Source organism: Anaerostipes faecis, from assembly GCF_910574135.1.
Classification (GTDB): Bacteria; Bacillota; Clostridia; order Lachnospirales; family Lachnospiraceae; genus Anaerostipes; species Anaerostipes hominis.
In genome coordinates this window covers 14,167-32,847 of record NZ_CAJSYK010000019.1, presented here as the reverse complement: position 1 = coordinate 32,847, position 18,681 = coordinate 14,167, and the positions used below count along the sequence as shown (strand labels likewise).

The 18,681-nt window shown below is 47.0% G+C and carries 19 protein-coding genes; all 19 read left to right on the top strand.

The window, feature by feature from the left end; translation table 11 throughout:
• Positions 1-130 precede the first annotated feature (130 nt).
• Positions 131-967 (top strand): diaminopimelate epimerase, encoded by an 837-nt coding sequence (dapF, locus tag QGT46_RS12490; protein WP_095142972.1) that lies wholly within the window; start codon positions 131-133, stop codon positions 965-967.
• Positions 968-991: 24 nt separating this feature from the next.
• Entirely contained in the window at positions 992-2,452 is a 1,461-nt protein-coding gene (locus QGT46_RS12485; RefSeq protein ID WP_148459988.1) for a UDP-N-acetylmuramoyl-L-alanyl-D-glutamate--2,6-diaminopimelate ligase, read from the top strand.
• 238 nt (positions 2,453-2,690) lie between these two features.
• Positions 2,691-3,560 carry a shikimate dehydrogenase gene (locus tag QGT46_RS12480; protein ID WP_148459989.1) on the top strand — a complete coding sequence of 290 codons (870 nt, stop codon included), beginning with the start codon at positions 2,691-2,693 and terminating at the stop codon, positions 3,558-3,560.
• A gap of 129 nt (positions 3,561-3,689) precedes the next feature.
• Positions 3,690-5,162, top strand: coding sequence for a stage IV sporulation protein A (spoIVA, locus tag QGT46_RS12475; protein ID WP_095142990.1), 1,473 nt, complete (start codon positions 3,690-3,692; stop codon positions 5,160-5,162).
• Between the two features lie 87 nt (positions 5,163-5,249).
• Positions 5,250-6,212, top strand: a complete 963-nt coding sequence (locus tag QGT46_RS12470) for a beta-ketoacyl-ACP synthase III (protein WP_148459990.1) — start codon at positions 5,250-5,252, stop codon at positions 6,210-6,212.
• Between the two features lie 205 nt (positions 6,213-6,417).
• Positions 6,418-7,221, top strand: coding sequence for a GTP pyrophosphokinase (locus tag QGT46_RS12465; RefSeq protein ID WP_006567368.1), 804 nt, complete (start codon positions 6,418-6,420; stop codon positions 7,219-7,221).
• Between the two features lie 8 nt (positions 7,222-7,229).
• Complete coding sequence (locus QGT46_RS12460; protein WP_148459991.1) at positions 7,230-8,591, top strand: RsmF rRNA methyltransferase first C-terminal domain-containing protein; 1,362 nt, start codon at positions 7,230-7,232, stop codon at positions 8,589-8,591.
• Positions 8,591-9,313, top strand: coding sequence for a pseudouridine synthase (locus QGT46_RS12455; protein ID WP_186992535.1), 723 nt, complete (start codon positions 8,591-8,593; stop codon positions 9,311-9,313). Before QGT46_RS12460 ends, QGT46_RS12455 begins: the two co-directional genes overlap by 1 nt.
• Positions 9,307-9,972: an HAD family hydrolase gene (locus QGT46_RS12450; protein ID WP_148459992.1), complete on the top strand. Its 666-nt coding sequence runs from the start codon at positions 9,307-9,309 to the stop codon at positions 9,970-9,972. Before QGT46_RS12455 ends, QGT46_RS12450 begins: the two co-directional genes overlap by 7 nt.
• Positions 9,973-9,992: 20 nt before the next feature.
• Entirely contained in the window at positions 9,993-10,751 is a 759-nt protein-coding gene (locus QGT46_RS12445) for an SDR family NAD(P)-dependent oxidoreductase (RefSeq protein WP_148459993.1), read from the top strand.
• 12 nt (positions 10,752-10,763) lie between these two features.
• Positions 10,764-11,753 (top strand): RluA family pseudouridine synthase, encoded by a 990-nt coding sequence (locus QGT46_RS12440; protein ID WP_024727904.1) that lies wholly within the window; start codon positions 10,764-10,766, stop codon positions 11,751-11,753.
• Positions 11,735-12,268 carry a Holliday junction resolvase RecU gene (locus tag QGT46_RS12435; protein ID WP_024727903.1) on the top strand — a complete coding sequence of 178 codons (534 nt, stop codon included), beginning with the start codon at positions 11,735-11,737 and terminating at the stop codon, positions 12,266-12,268. Before QGT46_RS12440 ends, QGT46_RS12435 begins: the two co-directional genes overlap by 19 nt.
• A gap of 83 nt (positions 12,269-12,351) precedes the next feature.
• A complete protein-coding gene (locus QGT46_RS12430) occupies positions 12,352-13,233 on the top strand; it encodes a YicC/YloC family endoribonuclease (RefSeq protein WP_024727902.1) in 882 nt (293 codons plus the stop codon).
• A gap of 13 nt (positions 13,234-13,246) precedes the next feature.
• The gene (gmk, locus tag QGT46_RS12425; protein ID WP_024727901.1) at positions 13,247-13,861 is read left to right on the top strand and encodes a guanylate kinase; all 615 of its coding nucleotides are present in this window, start codon (positions 13,247-13,249) and stop codon (positions 13,859-13,861) included.
• Between the two features lie 14 nt (positions 13,862-13,875).
• A complete protein-coding gene (gene rpoZ, locus QGT46_RS12420; RefSeq protein ID WP_009291193.1) occupies positions 13,876-14,115 on the top strand; it encodes a DNA-directed RNA polymerase subunit omega in 240 nt (79 codons plus the stop codon).
• A gap of 70 nt (positions 14,116-14,185) precedes the next feature.
• The gene (locus QGT46_RS12415) at positions 14,186-15,013 is read left to right on the top strand and encodes an undecaprenyl-diphosphate phosphatase (protein WP_024727900.1); all 828 of its coding nucleotides are present in this window, start codon (positions 14,186-14,188) and stop codon (positions 15,011-15,013) included.
• Between the two features lie 9 nt (positions 15,014-15,022).
• Positions 15,023-15,772: a sigma-70 domain-containing protein gene (locus QGT46_RS12410; protein WP_148459994.1), complete on the top strand. Its 750-nt coding sequence runs from the start codon at positions 15,023-15,025 to the stop codon at positions 15,770-15,772.
• A gap of 42 nt (positions 15,773-15,814) precedes the next feature.
• Positions 15,815-16,822, top strand: coding sequence for a deoxyguanosinetriphosphate triphosphohydrolase (locus QGT46_RS12405; protein WP_024727898.1), 1,008 nt, complete (start codon positions 15,815-15,817; stop codon positions 16,820-16,822).
• Positions 16,823-16,903: 81 nt separating this feature from the next.
• Positions 16,904-18,661 (top strand): DNA primase, encoded by a 1,758-nt coding sequence (gene dnaG, locus QGT46_RS12400; RefSeq protein WP_024727897.1) that lies wholly within the window; start codon positions 16,904-16,906, stop codon positions 18,659-18,661.
• Positions 18,662-18,681 lie beyond the last annotated feature (20 nt).

Below are 18,681 nucleotides of genomic sequence, written 5' to 3'. Positions count from 1 at the left end.
AAAATGAAGAGTATCGTTCAAGCCGCCATAGAGAACAATTAAAAGCGGCAGAAAACACTTTGTGTTTCCATATTGATTATGGTAAAATAAATAAACTAATAATAACACTATGAAAATAAGGAGTGATTCCATGAAATTTACAAAGATGCATGGCTGCGGCAATGATTATGTATATGTGAACTGTTTTAAAGAAACGATAGAAAATCCGAATGAGGCGGCGAAGTTTGTCAGTGACCGCCATTTTGGGATCGGGTCAGACGGCATGATCTGTATTCATCCTTCTGACAAAGCGGATTTCCGGATGGCCATGTACAACAGTGACGGTACAGAAGGAGCCATGTGCGGAAATGGAGTCCGCTGTATCGCAAAGTATGTATATGACTATGGATTGACGGATAAAACAACGATTACCATCGAGACCAAAGGCGGGATCAAAGAACTGGACCTGACGGTGGAAGACGGGAAGGTCACATGGGTCAATGTAGATATGGAGGCCCCTGTGCTGGATGCCGATAAAATACCGGTGATTTATGATGAGGAGAACAAAGTCATCGACAAGCCTGTCCTCGTAGACGGCAGAGAGTACAGAATCACCTGTGTATCTATGGGAAATCCCCATGGAGTCGTGTTTGTAGATTCTGTGGATGATCTTGATATTGAAAAGCTCGGGCCTATGTTTGAGAATCACCCGATGTTTCCGGACAGAGTCAACACAGAATTTATCCAGGTGGTCGACGACCATACGATCAAGATGCGTGTTTGGGAGCGCGGAGCAGGGGAGACTCTGGCCTGCGGAACCGGTGCATGTGCAAGCGCCTACGCAAGCTATCTGAATAAGAAGACCGGCAAAAAAGTCCTGGTCCACCTCTTGGGAGGAGACCTTCAGATTGAATATGACGAAGAGAAACATACCATCTTCATGAAAGGACCGGCCACAAAAGTATTTGATGGGGAGATTGACCTTTAAAAAGTTTTGGCTTAGGAGGAATCTATGAAATTATCAAAATTATTGGAACGCTCAGAATATACTCTCATACAGGGCACGGAAGATACAGAGATCACGGCTCTTGTCTATGATTCAAGAAAAGTGGAGGAGGGCAGTGTTTTTGTCTGTATTTCCGGGGCTGCCTTTGACGGACATAAGTTTGTCGGGCAGGTAATCGAAAAGGGTGCCAAAGTTGTCGCTGTACAACGGGATGTGGAAGTTCCGAACGGCGTGACGGTGATTCGTTTTGACGACACGAGAAAGGCTCTGGCAGAGATGTCCGCGGCTTACTTCGGATATCCTGCGGAAGAACTGACGACCATAGGAATTACCGGGACGAAAGGCAAGACAACGATCACTTACATGATCCAGTCTGTCCTTGAACACGCGGGACAGAAGACCGGACTGATCGGAACCATAGAGACAGTCATCGGGGAAGAGAGGATACCTTCGGTCAATACGACGCCGGAATCTTACGTGATCCAGGAATCCTTCCGGAAGATGGCGGATGCGGGATGCAAAAATGTCGTCATGGAAGTTTCTTCACAGGGACTGATGCTCCACAGGGTGAGCGGTTTTACCTTTGACTACGGTATCTTTACGAATCTGGCCGAAGATCATATCGGAGAAAACGAACACAAGGATATGGATGACTATATTCGCTGCAAATCTCTGCTGTTTCAGCAGTGCAGGCAGGGAATTGTAAACGGAGATGATGACTATGTAGAAAGAATTATTAAAGGACATACATGTTCTTTGGAGACCTTTGGGATGAATCCGGGCAACGATGTATATGCCGAACATATAGAGCGCATTCAGGAACCCGGATACCTTGGTGTTTCCTACGATTTAAAAGGGAAAGAAGAGTACAACGTCCATGTAGACATTCCGGGGGACTTTACGGTCTATAATTCTCTGGCAGCTATTTCTTTATGCCGCCATATGGGGATTCAAAAGAAAGATGTCCTGGACGCATTGAATACGATCCAGGTAAAAGGCCGGCTGGAAATTATGAAAACACCAGGCGAATACACTCTGATGATTGATTATGCCCACAACGCTATGAGTCTGGAAAGCCTGCTCACAACGATCCGAAAGTATGACCCGAAAAAGATCTACTGTCTGTTCGGCTGCGGAGGCAACCGGGCCAAAGCCAGACGGTATGAGATGGGCGAAGTATCTTCAAAACTTGCGGACCTTACGGTGGTGACATCGGACAATCCGAGAAATGAAGAACCGATGGATATCATCAACGATATTCTGGTGGGAGTCCATAAGGGACCGGGTGAGTATGTCACGATCCCTGACAGGAAAGAAGCCATCCGCTACTGCATGGAACATGCGGGGAAGGGAGATATTGTCATCCTGGCGGGCAAAGGCCATGAAGACTATCAGGAGATCAAAGGGGTGAAACATCACATGGATGAGAGAGATTTGATCCGGGAGATCATCACAGAATCCGTTTAAATTTAGAACAAAGTGGGCAAGCCCATTTTATCTCTCAGGCCTTCACCACTTTGCGTGCCAGATGCGATTTGACGCAGTCAAATGATTTCCTTACGCATCTGTGCACAATCTGCGGAGCGTTTTTTGTTTCTTAGGAAAGAAAAAAAGGCAGACTCAACATTGCCGTCTGCTTTCAGATAAAATGAAAATAAAAACCGGAAGCATATAAGATTTTTCCGGGAGGAAATTAGGAGGAACTATGGACAGCAGAATTAAAGGAACAACAAGATTACTGGGACTGATCGGGTCACCGGTGGGACATTCAGGATCACCGGCTATGCACAATTATGGATTTCAGGCACTCGGGATTGACGCAGCTTACCTGGCTTTTGATATCAAAGAAGATCAGGTAAAGGATGCCATCAGCGCAGTGCGCACACTGAATATGCAGGGGATCAATGTGACCATGCCGTGTAAGACGGAGGCAGCAAAATATATGGATGAATTGTCTCCGGCAGCCAGGCTGATCGGTGCGGTGAACACTGTGGTAAACAGGGACGGAAAACTTTACGGACATATAACAGACGGCGAAGGATTTGTGGCAAACCTTAAAGACCATGGGGTTTCAATCGAGGAAAAAGATATTGTGATTTTTGGCGCCGGAGGTGCCGCGACAGCGATTTTGGTACAGTGTGCTCTGGATGGAGCAAAATCCGTCACGGTCATCAACCCCAGGGACGATTTCTTCGGACGGGCGGAAGAGATGCATAAAAAGCTCCGGGAAGAAACTTCAGACTGTGACATAACTTTGATCGATCTGGATGACGAAGCTGCTGTGAAAGAAGCGGTATTAAAAACCGATATCCTCATCAACGGAACTCTTCTCGGGATGAAACCAAAAGAAGACACTTCCGTGATCCGGGATACCAGTCTGTTCCATAAAGATATGGTTGTGGCAGATGTCGTCTATAATCCGAAAGAGACGAAGCTGTTAAAAGAGGCTAAGGCAGCGGGCTGCAAGACTGTCCAGGGTGACGGAATGCTTTTATGGCAGGGAGTGGCTGCATTTAAACTGTTCACCGGACAGGACATGCCGGTAAAAGAAGTAAAGGAAAAGTTCTTTTCTTGAAACAGAATACATAATCAACTAGTAATAAAAGAGAAAAAAGGATTGCCCGCGCAGTCCTTTTTTCTTTATTACAGTCATATCCTGCCAGAAGTCTGCATATACTTTAACAGTCTATTGTAGGAGGATATTATGGATTACTTTAATGTATATAAGGATATTATGGCCAGGACCGACGGAGAGATTTACATCGGTGTGGTAGGTCCGGTGAGGACCGGAAAAAGCACGTTCATCAAGCGGTTTATGAATCTGATGGTTCTCCCGAATATGGAAAATGAAAATGAAAGAAACCGTGCCAACGACGAGCTGCCTCAGTCATCCAGCGGAAAAACCATCATGACAACGGAACCCAAGTTTGTGCCGAATGAAGCGGTGGAGATCAACGTGGATGACGGCATCAGCATGAAAGTCCGTCTCATCGACTGTGTGGGTTACATGGTAAACGGAGCCGTGGGTCACATTGAGGGAGAAGAAGAACGGCTGGTAAAGACACCGTGGTTTGATTATGAGATCCCATTTACAAAAGCGGCCAGCATAGGGACAAAAAAAGTTATCACGGAACATTCCACGATCGGGATCGTAGTGACCACGGACGGTTCCTTCGGCGACATAGAGGCGGCCAATTATCAGGAGCCTGAAGAAGAGACAATCAAACAGCTTAAAGCATTACATAAACCATTTGTGGTACTTTTAAATACGAGCCGTCCATATTCTGAAGAAACCGTGAATCTTGCCAAAGAAAAAGAAGCCAAATACGGAGCAAAAGTGCTCCCGATGAACTGTGAACAGCTGAAAAAGGATGATATTTATTATATACTCAAGAGTGTACTGATGGAATTTCCGGTTTCTTCTATTGGCTTTTTTGTACCGAAATGGGTGGAGGTGCTTCCAAAAGACCACAAGATCAAACAGGAAATCATGGAGACTGCCCGAAGGATGCTCATGGAGAAGGATACCATGAAAGACATCTATGAGGAGGAAGATTACGAAAATCAATACATAAAACAGTGGAAACTGGATTCTGTCGCCATGGATACCGGAGTGATCCGGATCGCAGTGGATATGGATGATTCCTACTATTATGAATTTTTAAGTGATACGATCGGACTTCCGATCAAGAATGAGTACGAATTTATCTCTATCATGAGAGATCTTGCAAGACAGAAAAAGGAATACGAAGAAGTGGCCGATGCCCTGAACGCAGTGAAACAGCGGGGATACGGTGTTGTGACCCCGACTAAGGGAGATATTGTGCTGGAAGAACCTAAGATCGTGAAGCACGGAAACAAATACGGGGTGAAGATCAAGGCCAGCGCCCCGTCCATTCATATGATACGGGCCAACATCTCCACGGAGATCGCACCGATCGTCGGTGAAGAGTATCAGGCCAAGGATCTGATGGAGTACTTTGACAAGGGAAAGAGTGATCCTCAGGAAAGTATATGGGATATCAATATTTTCGGAAAGACACTGGAGCAGCTGGTCGGAGAAGGCATGCAGTCAAAAGCGCAGAAGATGACGGAAGAAAGCCAGCAGAAACTTCAGGATACTATGGAGAAGATCGTCAATGAGAGCAACGGCGGACTGGTCTGCATCATCATCTGACAATAGCTGGGCGGCATTGACAAATTGCGAAAAAAAGAATATACTTTGGTAAACAAAATATTAGGAAAGCGCAGGATAAATGATAAGATGTCGATTAGAATATTAGGTACAGGAAGTTATCTTCCGGAGACGATTGTTACAAATGATGATTTAGCAAAAGTGATGGATACCAGCGATGAGTGGATCGCCAGCAGAACTGGAATCCGGGCACGTCATATTTCTGTGGACGATACAACATCCGGTATGGCAGTGAAAGCTGCGAAAGAAGCCCTGAAGGAAAGCGGAGTCGCTCCGGAGGAGCTGGACTGTATCTTTTTTGCGACATTGTCCGGTGACCGGGCCACTCCCAACGGGGCCTGTGACGTTCAAAAAGCCATCGGCGCCAAGAATGCGGTCTGTATGGATTTAAATGCGGCGTGTTCCGGGTTTGTCTATGCCCTGACCACTGCGATCGCATATGCAAAAGCAGGAATGGCGAAAAAGATGCTCGTCATCGGTGTGGAAACCTTATCAAAGATCGTGGATTGGAGCGACCGCAGTTCCTGTGTCCTGTTTGGAGACGGGGCAGGGTGCGCAGTGGTGGAAGCGGATGATTCCAGAGAAGTATTTATTGATTACGGCTCTAACGGAAAACTCGGTGAAGCATTGACCTGCGGCGAGAGAAAATTAAATAACTTATTGGTAGAGAACCATGAGCCTTTGGAACAAGTCTTTATGGACGGACAGGAAGTTTACCGGTTTGCAGTAAAGACGGTTCCCAAGACGATTGAAAATGTATTGGAGAAAGCAGGAGTTTCAAAAGATGAGATCAAATACTACGTCCTGCATCAGGCCAACAAACGGATCATTGATTCGGCCGCAAAACGGCTGAAGCTTGACATAGAAAAGTTTCCGATGAACCTGGACCGGTGCAGCAATACATCTTCTGCAAGTGTCCCGATCTTATTGGATGAGATCAATAAAAAGGGCATGCTTGAGAGAGGAGATAAGATTGTCATGTGCGGATTTGGAGGAGGTCTGACCTGGGGAACAATTTATTTAGAATGGTAAGAAACAGCCGGAGATGATTCTGGTTTCATCTGAGAAAAAAGTAGGGCCTTCCTGCTTTTTTTGTTTATTTCTCAGGAAAGTTTTACGAGCTTCCCTATGGAATGAAAACGCTTCGCGGGTTGTGCACAGATGCGTGAGGATGAACGTGCTTCAAATGTTAAAGTATGATATAATATAAGAATATAGATTAAAGGAGGTGTTGGCAATGGAATTACAGATGTGGAGAGAGATCCTTTGCCCTTACGACTTAGCTGTGGAAGAATTAAAGCTGAAGTTCGTACACATCATGAATGAGTACAGGACCGCAGGCCGCTATTCACCGATCGAACAGGTGGATGGGAGAGTAAAGAGTATTTCCAGCATTCTTGACAAGATGCAGAGGAAAAAGATCAATATCAATGAGATAGAGACAGATCTGGAGGATATTGCGGGCATCAGGGTTATTTGTCAGTTTGTTGAAGATATCGACCGTGTCGTAGAGATTATTGAACAGCGGTCTGACATGGAGATCAAGACAAAAAAGGATTATATAACAAAAGCAAAGGACAGCGGATACCGGAGTTTTCACGTCATCATTTATTACGATGTCGATACGATCTACGGAAAAAAACGAATCCAGGCGGAGATACAGATACGCACGCTGGCCATGAATTTCTGGGCAACAGTGGAGCATTCCCTTCAGTACAAGTACAAGGAAAATATACCGGAGCATATCACGGAAAAGCTCATGAATGCAGCGGATGCCATCGTGGTCCTTGACAAAGAGATGTCGATTGTCAGAGACGAGATCATGGATGCACAGAACTCTTTCAGGAAGAAAGCGAATATCGTTTCTGAGATTTTATCAACGATGCAGAATTTATATAAAGTTGCCAACAAACAGGAAGTCATCAAAATACAGGATGAGTTTTACAAAATATATGAGACAGGAGATATGGAGCAGCTGATCCATTTCAATAAGCAGCTGGACATCATTGCGGAAGGCTACCGCGCACAGAGCCTGTCATAGGAGAAGTTATGGAATTACCACAATTATTCGTTGAGAAGATGAAATCCCTTCTGGGAGAAGAATACAGCGATTATGAGGCATGTTTAAAACGGCCGAAGCAGAATGGCATCCGGGTCAATACATCAAAGATATCAGTGGAAGAATTTCAAAAGATCGCACCATTTGAGACCGAGCCGGTGCCGTGGACGGAAAACGGGTTTTTTGTCGGACCAAAAGAGCAGCCTGCGAAGCATCCCTTTTATCATGCGGGTCTGTACTATATTCAGGAACCGAGCGCCATGGCACCCGCGGCATTTCTTCCGGTAGAGCCCGGGGACAAGGTACTGGATCTCTGTGCGGCGCCCGGAGGCAAGTCCACAGAACTTGGGGCAAGACTCCGGGGAGAGGGGATTCTGGTGTCCAATGACATCAGCATTACAAGGACAAAAGCCCTTTTGAAAAATCTGGAGATGTTCGGCATCAGCAACAGCGTGATCGTAAGCGAGGAACCTAAAAATCTTGTTCCGGTCTTTTATGAATATTTTGATAAAGTGCTTGTGGACGCGCCCTGTTCGGGAGAAGGGATGTTCCGCAAAGGCAGCAGCGAGATTAAAAACTGGGCCGAATACGGCATTGAACCTTATGTAAAGATCCAGAGGGAAATCATCCTGGATGCAGTAAAGATGCTGAAGCCTGGGGGATACCTTTTATATTCTACCTGCACCTTCTCTCCGGAGGAGGACGAGCAGCTGATAGAGTATCTGCTGGAACAGGAGCCCGGACTGTCCCTGGCGGATATGCCGGACTGTGAAGGGTTTGACAGAGGACACGCCGAGTGGACGGTGTCAGGACTTCAGGAGGTAAATAAATGCATCCGGCTCTGGCCGCACAGGATCAAAGGGGAAGGCCACTTTCTGGCTCTTTTGAAAAAGGACGGCTCTCCGGCTTCGGGCAGGAAGGAATCCAGACCTGCCCGTGCAGTGATCACTGAGGAGGCAGAAGCCTTTTTGTCCGAGTGCAGGCTGGACCTCGACAGAGACCGGATCAAAGAACATAAGGGGAGACTGATCCTTATGCCGAAAGACCTGCCTGACCTTGGCAGGCTCCGGGTTTTAAGACACGGGCTGCTTCTGGGAGAGATGAAGAAGAAAAGATTTGAGCCAAGCCAGGTGCTGGCTATGGCACTATCCGACAGCGGATATGTGAGGACCCTGGATCTAAGCCTTTCAGATGACAGACTCATGAAATATTTGAAATGTGAAACGATACTTGCAGACGAAAAAGAAGACGGTATGTATCTGATCACCGTCTGCGGTTATCCTCTCGGATGGGGGAAACTGTCAAAGGGACGGATGAAAAATAAATATGCGCCGTCATGGAGATGGATGTGATGAAGACACTGCGTTTGGACAAGTTTTTGTGCGATGCCCTGGGCTGCACCAGGAGCGAGGCCAGGAAAATGATCCGCCAGGGCAGAGTCCTGGCAGGAGACGAAATTATAAAGAAACCAGAGCATAAAGTAAACCCCGAAGAAGACGAGATCACAGCCGACGGACAAAAACTGAATTTCCGGGAATATGAGTATTTAATGATGAACAAGCCAAAAGGTGTGGTGACGGCAACAAAAGATGGAAGAGATAAGACGGTCATGGATCTGATTACCGGAACACACAGGAAGGGACTGTTCCCGGCAGGCAGGCTGGATAAGGACACAGAAGGCCTGCTTCTCATCACAGATGACGGAGAACTGGCTCACCGTCTGCTGTCTCCGAAGCATCATGTCACGAAACGCTACTCTGTCACTGTAACAGGGGAAATCGGCAGAGAGCAGCAGGAGGTCTTTGAGTCAGGCATGGATATCGGAGATGATAAGCCTTTAAAGCCGGCGAGACTTGTCATACACAGATCAGGAGAAGTATCAGAGGCGGAAGTATGGATCACGGAAGGCAGATTCCATCAGATCAAACGAATGTTTGAGGCGGTGGGCAGCAAAGTTTTAGAACTCAAAAGACTTTCCATGGGAAGCCTTGTCCTTGACCCAAAACTTCTCCCGGGACAGGTAAGAGAGCTGACAGAAGAAGAAATCAGATGTTTAAAGGAGAACCAATGCTAAAAGATAAAAAAGCAGTTATTTTTGACCTGGACGGAACTCTCGTGGATTCCATGTGGATCTGGCGGGAGATCGACGAACGATTTTTAGGACAATATGGCCTTCAGGTTCCGGAGGGGCTGAATGATCTCCTGGAGGGATTCAGTTTTAACGAGACGGCGGAGTATTTTAAAGACAAATTTCCGCTGCCGCTTTCTATACAGGAGATCAAGGACACATGGAACCGTATGGCTTTTGAGATGTATATGAATGAGATCCCTCTCAAGGAAGGGGCGAAGGAGTTTCTGGATATCCTGAAGGAGAAAAATCTTCCGCTTGGAATCGCCACAAGCAATTCCAGGGAACTGACGAAGGCATGTCTTGAGGCACATGGAATCGGGGAATATTTTCAGTATATCTGTACTTCCAATGAAGTGCCGAAAGGGAAACCTGCACCGGATGTGTATCTGAAGACCGCGGAGGAGCTCTCTGTTTCTCCGGAACATATTTTAGTGTTTGAAGATATTCCATACGGCATCATGGCCGGAAACAGAGCGAATATGACGACCTGTGCGGTCAGGGATTCCTACTCCCAGGCGGTAACGGAAAAGAAAAAGGAATTGGCGGACTATTACATTGAAACTTACTTTGATATCATAAACGGAACCTATCAATCAGTTTAAGCGATACGAGAGGTGATAACATGAAGAAAGTAGCGATTATTACAGGTGCTTCCTCAGGTCTGGGAAGACAGTTCGTCATTCAGACGGCAAAGAGCCATGGATTTTTAGATGAGATCTGGGTGGTGGCGCGAAGGGCGGACCGTTTATTTGAACTTGGGGTGCTGGTTTCCAACATCGTGATCCGGCCGATTCCACTGGATCTTGCGAAAAAAGACAGTGCCGAACGGATCAGAAATATCCTGGCAAAAGAAAAGCCGAAAGTCTATGGGCTGGTAAACTGTTCCGGACTTGGACTGGCCGGGAAGTTTGACCGGCAGGAGGAAGAGATGCTGGATCAGATGGTGAAAGTAAACTGTCTGGCACTCACAAGGATCACCAGAGCCGTGCTGCCGTATATGCCCAGAAAGGCCCGTATCGTACAAGTGGCGTCCTCTGCGGCGTTTGTACCTCAGCCGGGATTTGCAGTCTATGCGGCAACAAAGTCCTATGTATTGAATCTGAGCCTGGCATTGAGACAGGAACTGAAAAAGAGAGGAATTATTGTGACGGCTGTCTGTCCGGGACCGGTAAAGACCGAATTCTTTGATACGGCCTATCAAAAAAAAGAAATGAAACTATATAAAAAGCTTGCAATGTCAAAGCCGGAAAAAGTGGTAAAAAAGGCTCTGAGGGATGTAAAGAGAGGCAGGGCGGTCTCTGTCTACGGGCTTTCCATGAAGGCGGTGAGAGTCCTCTGCAAGCTGCTGCCGAGCGGTCTGATCGTCAGGCTGATAGGCTAGAAGGGAACCTGTATGAAAGAAATCAGAATCTCAGCCAGGGAAGAAGAACAGCGGCTGGATAAACTGCTGGCAAAATATCTGAACAAGGCTCCGAAAAGTTTTCTATATAAAATGCTCCGGAAAAAGAATATTAAACTGAACGGAAAAAAAGCATCAGGAAATGAAAAGCTGAAATCCGGCGATGTGGTGTGTATTTATATGGCGGACGCAACCATTGCCTCCTTCCGGAAAGAACCGAGGGCGGAGAGGAGAAAGGCGGATCTTTCTGTAATTTATCAGGACTCCAATGTGCTCATCATTAATAAGCCTTACGGGATGCTGTCACAGAAAGCAAAGCCGTCGGATGTGTCAGTGAATGAGCTGATCGTCCCCTATTGTCTGGAACACGGCATTTTAAAGGAATCTGACCTGGAATTAATCCGTCCGTCTGTCTGCAACCGTTTAGACAGGAATACGACGGGGCTGCTGATCGCGGGAATCTCTCTGGAAGGGCTTCAGACGATGGCGGAAGTGCTGAGAGACCGTTTTGTGAAAAAATATTACTATTGTGTTGTAAAGGGCACGGTGAACGAAAAAGCAAGAATTTCCGGATATATATATAAGGACTGCAGAGAAAACAAGGTTTCTTTTTCGGAGCAGAAGCTCGGCGAAGGCAGCAGAATCGAGACGGCCTATGAGCCGATGGCAGCCGGGCACGGCTTTACGCTCCTGAGGGTGGAACTGATTACCGGAAAGACGCATCAGATCCGGGCCCATTTGGCCGGGATGGGATTCCCTCTGGCAGGGGATACCAAGTACGGAGACAGGGATGTCAATCTGTGGATGAAGCAGAAGTTCGGCGTAAAGCACCAGCTGCTGCACTGCGGCTGTCTTAAATTTCCCGAAAAGATGGAAAGGTGCAGGAAACTGTCCGGCAGGACCGTTGCCGCAGAGCCTCCGGAAATATTTTTGAGGACAGCAAATGAATTGTTTGGGAGAGTCGTATGGGAACCTGGAATTTAAAAGGACTGAGGGGATCGGTTCTGGAGGAATTGATCAACCACACAAATGAAAAATATAAGGAACAGGGGCTGGCACTGATCCAGAAGATCCCCACCTCCATAAAGCCGGTCCGGTTTGACAAGACCACCCGGCAGATCACTTTAGCATATTTTGACCAGAAAAGTACGGTGGACTATGTGGGGGCTGTCCAGGGATATCCCGTCTGTTTTGACGCAAAAGAGTGCGGAAACGACGTATTTCCCGTACATAATATCCATGAACACCAAATAGAATTTATGGAGAGGTTTGAAAAACAGGGGGGCATAAGCTTTCTGCTGATTTATTTTACCCACAGGCAGGCCTGTTATTTCATGTCTTTTGAGGAGACGATGAAATACTGGAACAGGCAGTTAAACGGCGGTCCGAAGCATTTTAAATTTGAGGAACTGGATGCAGGATTCTTTGTTCCCATGAAAAAAGGTATGATCCTGCATTATTTAGAGTGCCTGAATAAACTATTGGCCGGGAGGCGTTGACTTAGCCTGCTGTTTTTCGTATAATAAAACATTGAAACAGCCGTTACGTCCGGCAAGTGAATACACAGAAAGAAGATAGACCAATGATTAGAAGTATGACAGGATTTGGGCGCAGCGTCGTATCCAATGACAACAATCAGACGATCACCGTTGAGGTGAAATCAGTCAATCACAGATACTGTGATATCTCATTAAAGATACCGAAAAAGTTTACTATGTTTGAGGCGGATGTCCGGAACCTGTTTAAACAGTATGCGAACAGGGGAAAGATCGATCTGTCCATATCATACGAAGACTTGTCCGAGACCAGCGTAGGTCTCCACTATAACCGAGCGATGGCAAAAGAGTACATGGATGCCTTTCATCAGATGGAAGAAGAGTTTGGAATTCCGGTGTCGGTCACGGCAGAACGCCTGGCTCAGTTTCCTGAGGTGCTCTCTCTCACAGAAGAGACTTTTGACGAGAGCCGGTGGTGGAGCCTGATCGAAGCAGCTGTCAGGGAAGCCGGCGGGAAATTCGTCGAGTCCAGAACAGTGGAAGGGAAAAGACTTTTGGAGGATATGGAAGGAAAGCTAGCCCGGATGGAAGAAGACATTGAGTTTATTGCCGAGCGTTCTCCGTCTATTATTCAGGAATACCGCACGAAACTGGAAGATAAGGTAAAAGAATTTCTAAATAACGCCGGAATCGACGAAAACAGGATTGCGGCAGAGGTAACCTTATACGCAGACAAAATATCTGTGGATGAAGAGATCGTCCGCTTTAAGAGCCATATCAAGGCGATGCAGGAAGAACTCTATGAGAAAGAAAGCGTTGGAAGAAAACTGGATTTCCTTGCCCAGGAAATGAACCGGGAGGCCAACACGATCCTGTCCAAGTCCAGTGACGTGGAACTTTCCAACCACGCCATTGAGCTGAAGACTAACGTGGAAAAGGTCAGGGAACAGGTTCAGAATATCGAGTAGGGAGGATAAAACGATGAAAAAAGGTGCGTTGGTCATCTTATCCGGCTTTTCCGGCGTTGGAAAAGGTACAGTCGCAAAGCGCCTGGTGGAGAAATACGGATACAGTCTGTCGGTTTCCGCAACGACCAGGCAGCCCCGGGAAGGGGAGGTGGACGGAAGAGACTATTTTTTCAAGACGGAAGAAGAGTTCCGAAACCTGATTGACTACAACGGATTTATAGAATACGCTAGATATGTTGAAAATTTTTACGGCACGCCGCGGAAGTTCGTGGAAGATGAGCTCAATGCGGGGCACAATGTCATTCTGGAGATTGAAGTACAGGGGGCGTTTGCCATCAGGGAACAGTATGAAGATGCTCTTTTGATCTTCATCACGGCTCCCAGTGCCAGGGAGATCAAAAACCGCCTGATCGGAAGGGGAACCGAGTCTGAGGAAGTCATAGCGAAGCGGCTTTCAAGGGCGGTGGAAGAGTCCGAGGACATGTGTCAGTATGATTATATTATCGTCAATGACGATCTGGAAGTGTGCGTCGGCCAGGTGCATGCGGTGGTCACTGCACAGTCCTGTGAGCGCAGACACAACATGGATCTGGTAAAAGAAACAATGGAAGGATTAAAAACCTTATAGGAGGAATCATATTTATGCTACACCCATCATATTCAGAATTAATGCAGGTCATCAACGGAGATGACGAAGACAAGAATATCATCACCAGCCGCTACTCACTTGTCATTGCCAGTGCCAAGAGAGCGAGACAGCTGATCGGTGGAGATATGCCCCTTACGGAAGACGCAGACGAACAGAAGCCTCTTTCCACGGCGGTTGAGGAGATACGGAGTAATAAAGTAAAGATTCTTCAGGATGGAGAAGACGAAGAATAGAGAAAGCACGAAGGGTGAATAGGATTTTTTCTAGTCACCCTTTTAAAATATCATCTTGAAAGGAACAGAAATGGATCTTATATTAATCTTAAAAACCGTTATTTTAGGAATTGTGGAGGGCATTACGGAGTGGCTTCCCATCAGCAGCACCGGTCACCTGATTTTAGTAGATGAGTTCATAAACTTAAATGTCTCGGCAGCATTTAAAGAGATGTTTGACGTGGTGATCCAGCTGGGCGCCATCATGGCAGTGGTCGTGCTCTATTTTCACAAGCTGAACCCGCTCTCGCCAAAAAAAAACCGGAAGCAGAAACATGAGACTATGGTACTCTGGTACAAAGTAATCTTTGCGGTCCTTCCGGCAGCCGTCATCGGCATACTGTTTGACGATGCCATTCATGACAGATTTTTTAATCCGGTGGTAGTTGCGGCTACCCTGATCATCTACGGTGTCTTATTTATCGTCATTGAAAATCATAACGAGAGAAGCCGGAGAAGAGGGATGGATTCTCTCTCGGGCCTTACATACCGGATGGCCTTTATCATAGGAGTGTTTCAGGTATTGTCTCTGATTCCGGGTACGTCCCGTTCCGGAGCTACCATTGTGGGCGGAATCCTGATCGGATGTTCCAGGACCGTGTCGGCAGAATTTTCGTTTTTCCTCGGAATACCGGTCATGTTCGGAGCCAGTCTTTTAAAAATCTTAAAATTCGGTCTTTCCTTTACCGGCACAGAGCTTGTGGTGCTGGCCATAGGGATGATCGTTTCGTTCCTTGTATCCATTGTTTCGATTAAATTTTTGATGGGATACGTAAAACGGCATGATTTTAAGGCGTTTGGAGTGTACAGGATCATACTTGGTATCCTGGTCATCGGATATTTTATGTTTTTAAAATAGGAGAATTACATGGAGAAAGAATTATTTTTAAAAGGGATGCAGGAGCTTTTAGAGGTCGCAAAGGCCGGGGGCGACAAGATCCGGAAGGAAGATATTTTATCGTATTTCGGAGGAATGAACATTACAGATGAGATCGAGACCATGCTCTGCGACTATTTTGTGGAAGCTGGAGTGCAGGTGGAGGGGTATGAAAAAAGCCCGAAAAAGAATACGCAGAAAGAAGATACAGATCCGGGAGTGATCCGGTTTTATGAGGAGGAACTTGCAGAGCTGGGAGGCTCTGATCCCGAAAAAGTACGAGAATTCATTGTCCGGCTGGCAGACGGGGAAGACGTCCAAAATGAACTGATCGAGAGTATGCTCGCCGATGTGGCGCTGGCTGCCAAGAATTACACGGGGCACGGTGTTTTGCTCGGAGATCTGATCCAGGAGGGCAATATGGGCCTTATAGAAGCTGTATTTGAACTTGGAGACAAAGAGCCGGAGGAAGCCGAGAAATTTTTACGGGAAGCAGCGGAGTCGGCAATGAAGAAGGCCGTTTCCGAGCAGATGAATACGGACTCGGTGGGAGAACAGATGGCAAGGCAGGCCAACCGTCTGGACGAGGCAGCCAGATTTCTGGCAGAAAACCTTGGAAGAGAGGCAACTGTCAAAGAGCTTGCGGATCACCTTAAGATGACAGAAGAAGAAGTAAAGGAGATCATGAAGATGTCGCTTGATGCGATCTCTGTCGTTGAGACAGACATTACCCGGAGATAGGCCGGAATTTCCGGCCGCCCATATGCAGGAAGAGGTGGGGCAATGAACATCAGAGAAAAGCAGGAACAGACAGAGCTTAAGCTGCTGAGTCCATATGCGACGCAGAGCAGCCGTTCAAAGGGGAGAGAAAAGCCTGAAGTGGAGTGCGAACTTCGGACCTGTTTCCAGAGGGACAGGGACCGGATCGTCCACTGCAAGGCTTTTCGGCGTTTAAAGGACAAAACGCAGGTGTTTTTGTCTCCGAAAGGGGACCACTACCGGACGAGACTTACGCACACCCTGGAGGTGGCGCAGAACGCCAGGACCATAGCCAGGGCGCTGAACTTAAATGAACTGCTGACGGAAGCTATTGCCCTGGGGCATGACCTGGGACACACGCCGTTCGGCCATGCGGGGGAGAGGACGCTGAACGAATTAAATCCCGAAGGCTTCCGCCACAATCTTCAGAGCGTCAGGGTGGTAGAGTGTCTGGAAAAGGACGGAAGGGGGCTGAACCTCACATGGGAAGTCCGGGAGGGAATGAAAAATCATTCCACCCACAGCATTTCCTCCACTCTGGAAGGAAAGATCGTGCGTCTGGCCGACAAGACCGCCTACATCAACCACGATATCGACGATTCTATACGGGCAGGAGTCATGAGGGAATCAGACATTCCGGCTGAATATACGGATGTGCTCGGACATACGGTGAGGGAGAGAATCAACACGATCATCCGGGATATTGTAAAGCACAGCGAGAACCGGAGTGATATCCTGATGTCCGAGGAAGTGCACAAGGCCATGTTTGGGCTCAGGAGATTTATGTTTGACCATGTGTACTTCAATCCTCAGACGAAAAAAGAAGAAAGAAAAGTGCACCACATCATTGAACCGCTGTTTGAATATTATGTCCGCCACACCGACCTGCTTCCTGCTTACTCTAAAGAGAGAATTGGGGTGACCGAGTCCAAAGAACAGGCTGCCTGTGACTATATTGCGGGAATGACGGACCATTTTGCCATCGAGACATACAAAGAAATCTTCATTCCGAAGTTCTGGCTGGAAAAGTGAGAAAAATAAAAAGGAATGAATCAGTTTATGTAGAATAATATATATAGAGGACATTTATCACACAGATAGGAGGACAGGCTGTTGTTATACGGAGATGACATTATTGAAGAGGTCAGAAGCCGCAATGACATCGTGGATTTGATTTCTTCCTATGTACCGCTCAAGCGGAAGGGCAGTTCTTATTTCGGACTCTGTCCTTTCCATAATGAAAAATCACCGTCGTTTTCTGTCAGCAGGGACAAGCAGATGTATTACTGTTTCGGATGCGGGGCCGGCGGCAATGTCTTTACTTTTATTATGGAATATGAGAACTTTACATTTCCGGAAGCCGTGCGGTATCTGGCAGAGCGGGCCGGGATGGAACTTCCGGAACAGGAACTCAGCGCAGAAGCAAAGCAGCAGGCAGACGCCAAGGTAAAATTAAAAGAGATGAATAAGATGGCAGCCAATTATTTTTATATCCTCCTTCACAGCAAAAGAGGGGAAAAAGGACTTGCATATCTTACAAGACGCGGGATTACCGAGGAGACGATCAAAAAGTTCGGCCTTGGATACGCAGATATCTATCAGGATGACCTCTATCGGTTTTTAAAGAGCAAGGGCTTTTCCGACGAAGAACTGAAGGATTCCGCACTGGTCACCATTGATGAGGCCAGGGGAGGCAGTGATAAGTTCTGGAACAGGGTCATGTTTCCGATTCAGGATGCCAACAGCCGTGTTATAGGATTCGGGGGACGGGTCATGGGAGACGGAAGCCCTAAGTATTTAAATTCCAGGGAGACGAAGCTGTTTGACAAGAGCAGGAATCTTTACGGGCTGAATTTTGCCCGGAGTTCCAGAGAGAAATTTATCATTTTATGTGAAGGATATATGGATGTCATTTCCATGCATCAGGCCGGATTCACCAATGCGGTGGCGGCTCTGGGAACGGCGTTTACTGAAGGGCACGGGATGCTTCTCAAACGTTATACGAACGAAGTGATACTTTCCTTCGACAGCGACGAGGCCGGTCAGAGGGCGATTTTAAGGGCGATTCCCATCCTCAAAGGTGCAGGTCTCACGGTCAGAGTCCTTAACCTGACTCCGTACAAAGATCCGGATGAATTTATAAAAGAACTGGGAAGCGAAGAACTTAGAAACCGTATACAGAAAGCCAGGAGCAGCTTCATGTTCCAGGTATCGGTGGCGGCAGGAAAGTACAATCAGGATGACCCGGAGGAAAAAACCAAGTTCCAGCACGAGGCGGCAAAACTCTTGTCCGGTATAAGGGAACCTCTGGAGAGGAATAACTACTGTGAAGCCGTATCCAGGGAATTTTTTATGGGCGTAAAGGAACTGAAAGATCTGGTGGAGTATTACGGCACCAGCGGATATGTTCAGGAGAAACCAAAGGAACAGGAACGAAGACCGGCGGAAGTTAAAAAAGAAGAAAAAAGGCAGGAGCCTCAGAAACTGCTGCTCACGTGGCTGGTCAATGAGCCGGTTCTTTTTCAGAAGCTTGCCGGGATCATCGGACCGGACGATTTTATCGAACCGATCTATCACGGCGCTGCCATGCTGCTCTTTGAAGAATACGAGAGGGACGGCAAAGTGACGCCGGCTAAGATACTGAATCAGTATACGGACATGGAAGACCAGAAGAAAATTGCGGAGCTGTTCAACACGACGCTGAAATTAAAGCCTCTGCCCGAGGACAATGACAAGGCTTTGACCGATATTGTCCGGAAAGTAAAGGAAGACAGCATTGAACACAAGATGAATGAATCCAACGACATCATGAAATGGCAGGAGCTGATCCAGGAGAAAGGCAGACTGGCAAAGCTGCATATTTCGATTTAGGTTGGTTAAAATAGGTATGA

Bases quoted from the DNA above. Each gene is read 5' to 3' on its own strand.
- dapF (WP_095142972.1), top strand. From the start codon at position 131: ATGAAATTTACAAAGATGCATGGCTGCGGCAATGATTATGTATATGTG.
- QGT46_RS12485 (WP_148459988.1), top strand. From the start codon at position 992: ATGAAATTATCAAAATTATTGGAACGCTCAGAATATACTCTCATACAG.
- QGT46_RS12480 (WP_148459989.1), top strand. From the start codon at position 2,691: ATGGACAGCAGAATTAAAGGAACAACAAGATTACTGGGACTGATCGGG.
- spoIVA (WP_095142990.1), top strand. From the start codon at position 3,690: ATGGATTACTTTAATGTATATAAGGATATTATGGCCAGGACCGACGGA.
- QGT46_RS12470 (WP_148459990.1), top strand. From the start codon at position 5,250: ATGTCGATTAGAATATTAGGTACAGGAAGTTATCTTCCGGAGACGATT.
- QGT46_RS12465 (WP_006567368.1), top strand. From the start codon at position 6,418: ATGGAATTACAGATGTGGAGAGAGATCCTTTGCCCTTACGACTTAGCT.
- QGT46_RS12460 (WP_148459991.1), top strand. From the start codon at position 7,230: ATGGAATTACCACAATTATTCGTTGAGAAGATGAAATCCCTTCTGGGA.
- QGT46_RS12455 (WP_186992535.1), top strand. From the start codon at position 8,591: ATGAAGACACTGCGTTTGGACAAGTTTTTGTGCGATGCCCTGGGCTGC.
- QGT46_RS12450 (WP_148459992.1), top strand. From the start codon at position 9,307: ATGCTAAAAGATAAAAAAGCAGTTATTTTTGACCTGGACGGAACTCTC.
- QGT46_RS12445 (WP_148459993.1), top strand. From the start codon at position 9,993: ATGAAGAAAGTAGCGATTATTACAGGTGCTTCCTCAGGTCTGGGAAGA.
- QGT46_RS12440 (WP_024727904.1), top strand. From the start codon at position 10,764: ATGAAAGAAATCAGAATCTCAGCCAGGGAAGAAGAACAGCGGCTGGAT.
- QGT46_RS12435 (WP_024727903.1), top strand. From the start codon at position 11,735: ATGGGAACCTGGAATTTAAAAGGACTGAGGGGATCGGTTCTGGAGGAA.
- QGT46_RS12430 (WP_024727902.1), top strand. From the start codon at position 12,352: ATGATTAGAAGTATGACAGGATTTGGGCGCAGCGTCGTATCCAATGAC.
- gmk (WP_024727901.1), top strand. From the start codon at position 13,247: ATGAAAAAAGGTGCGTTGGTCATCTTATCCGGCTTTTCCGGCGTTGGA.
- rpoZ (WP_009291193.1), top strand. From the start codon at position 13,876: ATGCTACACCCATCATATTCAGAATTAATGCAGGTCATCAACGGAGAT.
- QGT46_RS12415 (WP_024727900.1), top strand. From the start codon at position 14,186: ATGGATCTTATATTAATCTTAAAAACCGTTATTTTAGGAATTGTGGAG.
- QGT46_RS12410 (WP_148459994.1), top strand. From the start codon at position 15,023: ATGGAGAAAGAATTATTTTTAAAAGGGATGCAGGAGCTTTTAGAGGTC.
- QGT46_RS12405 (WP_024727898.1), top strand. From the start codon at position 15,815: ATGAACATCAGAGAAAAGCAGGAACAGACAGAGCTTAAGCTGCTGAGT.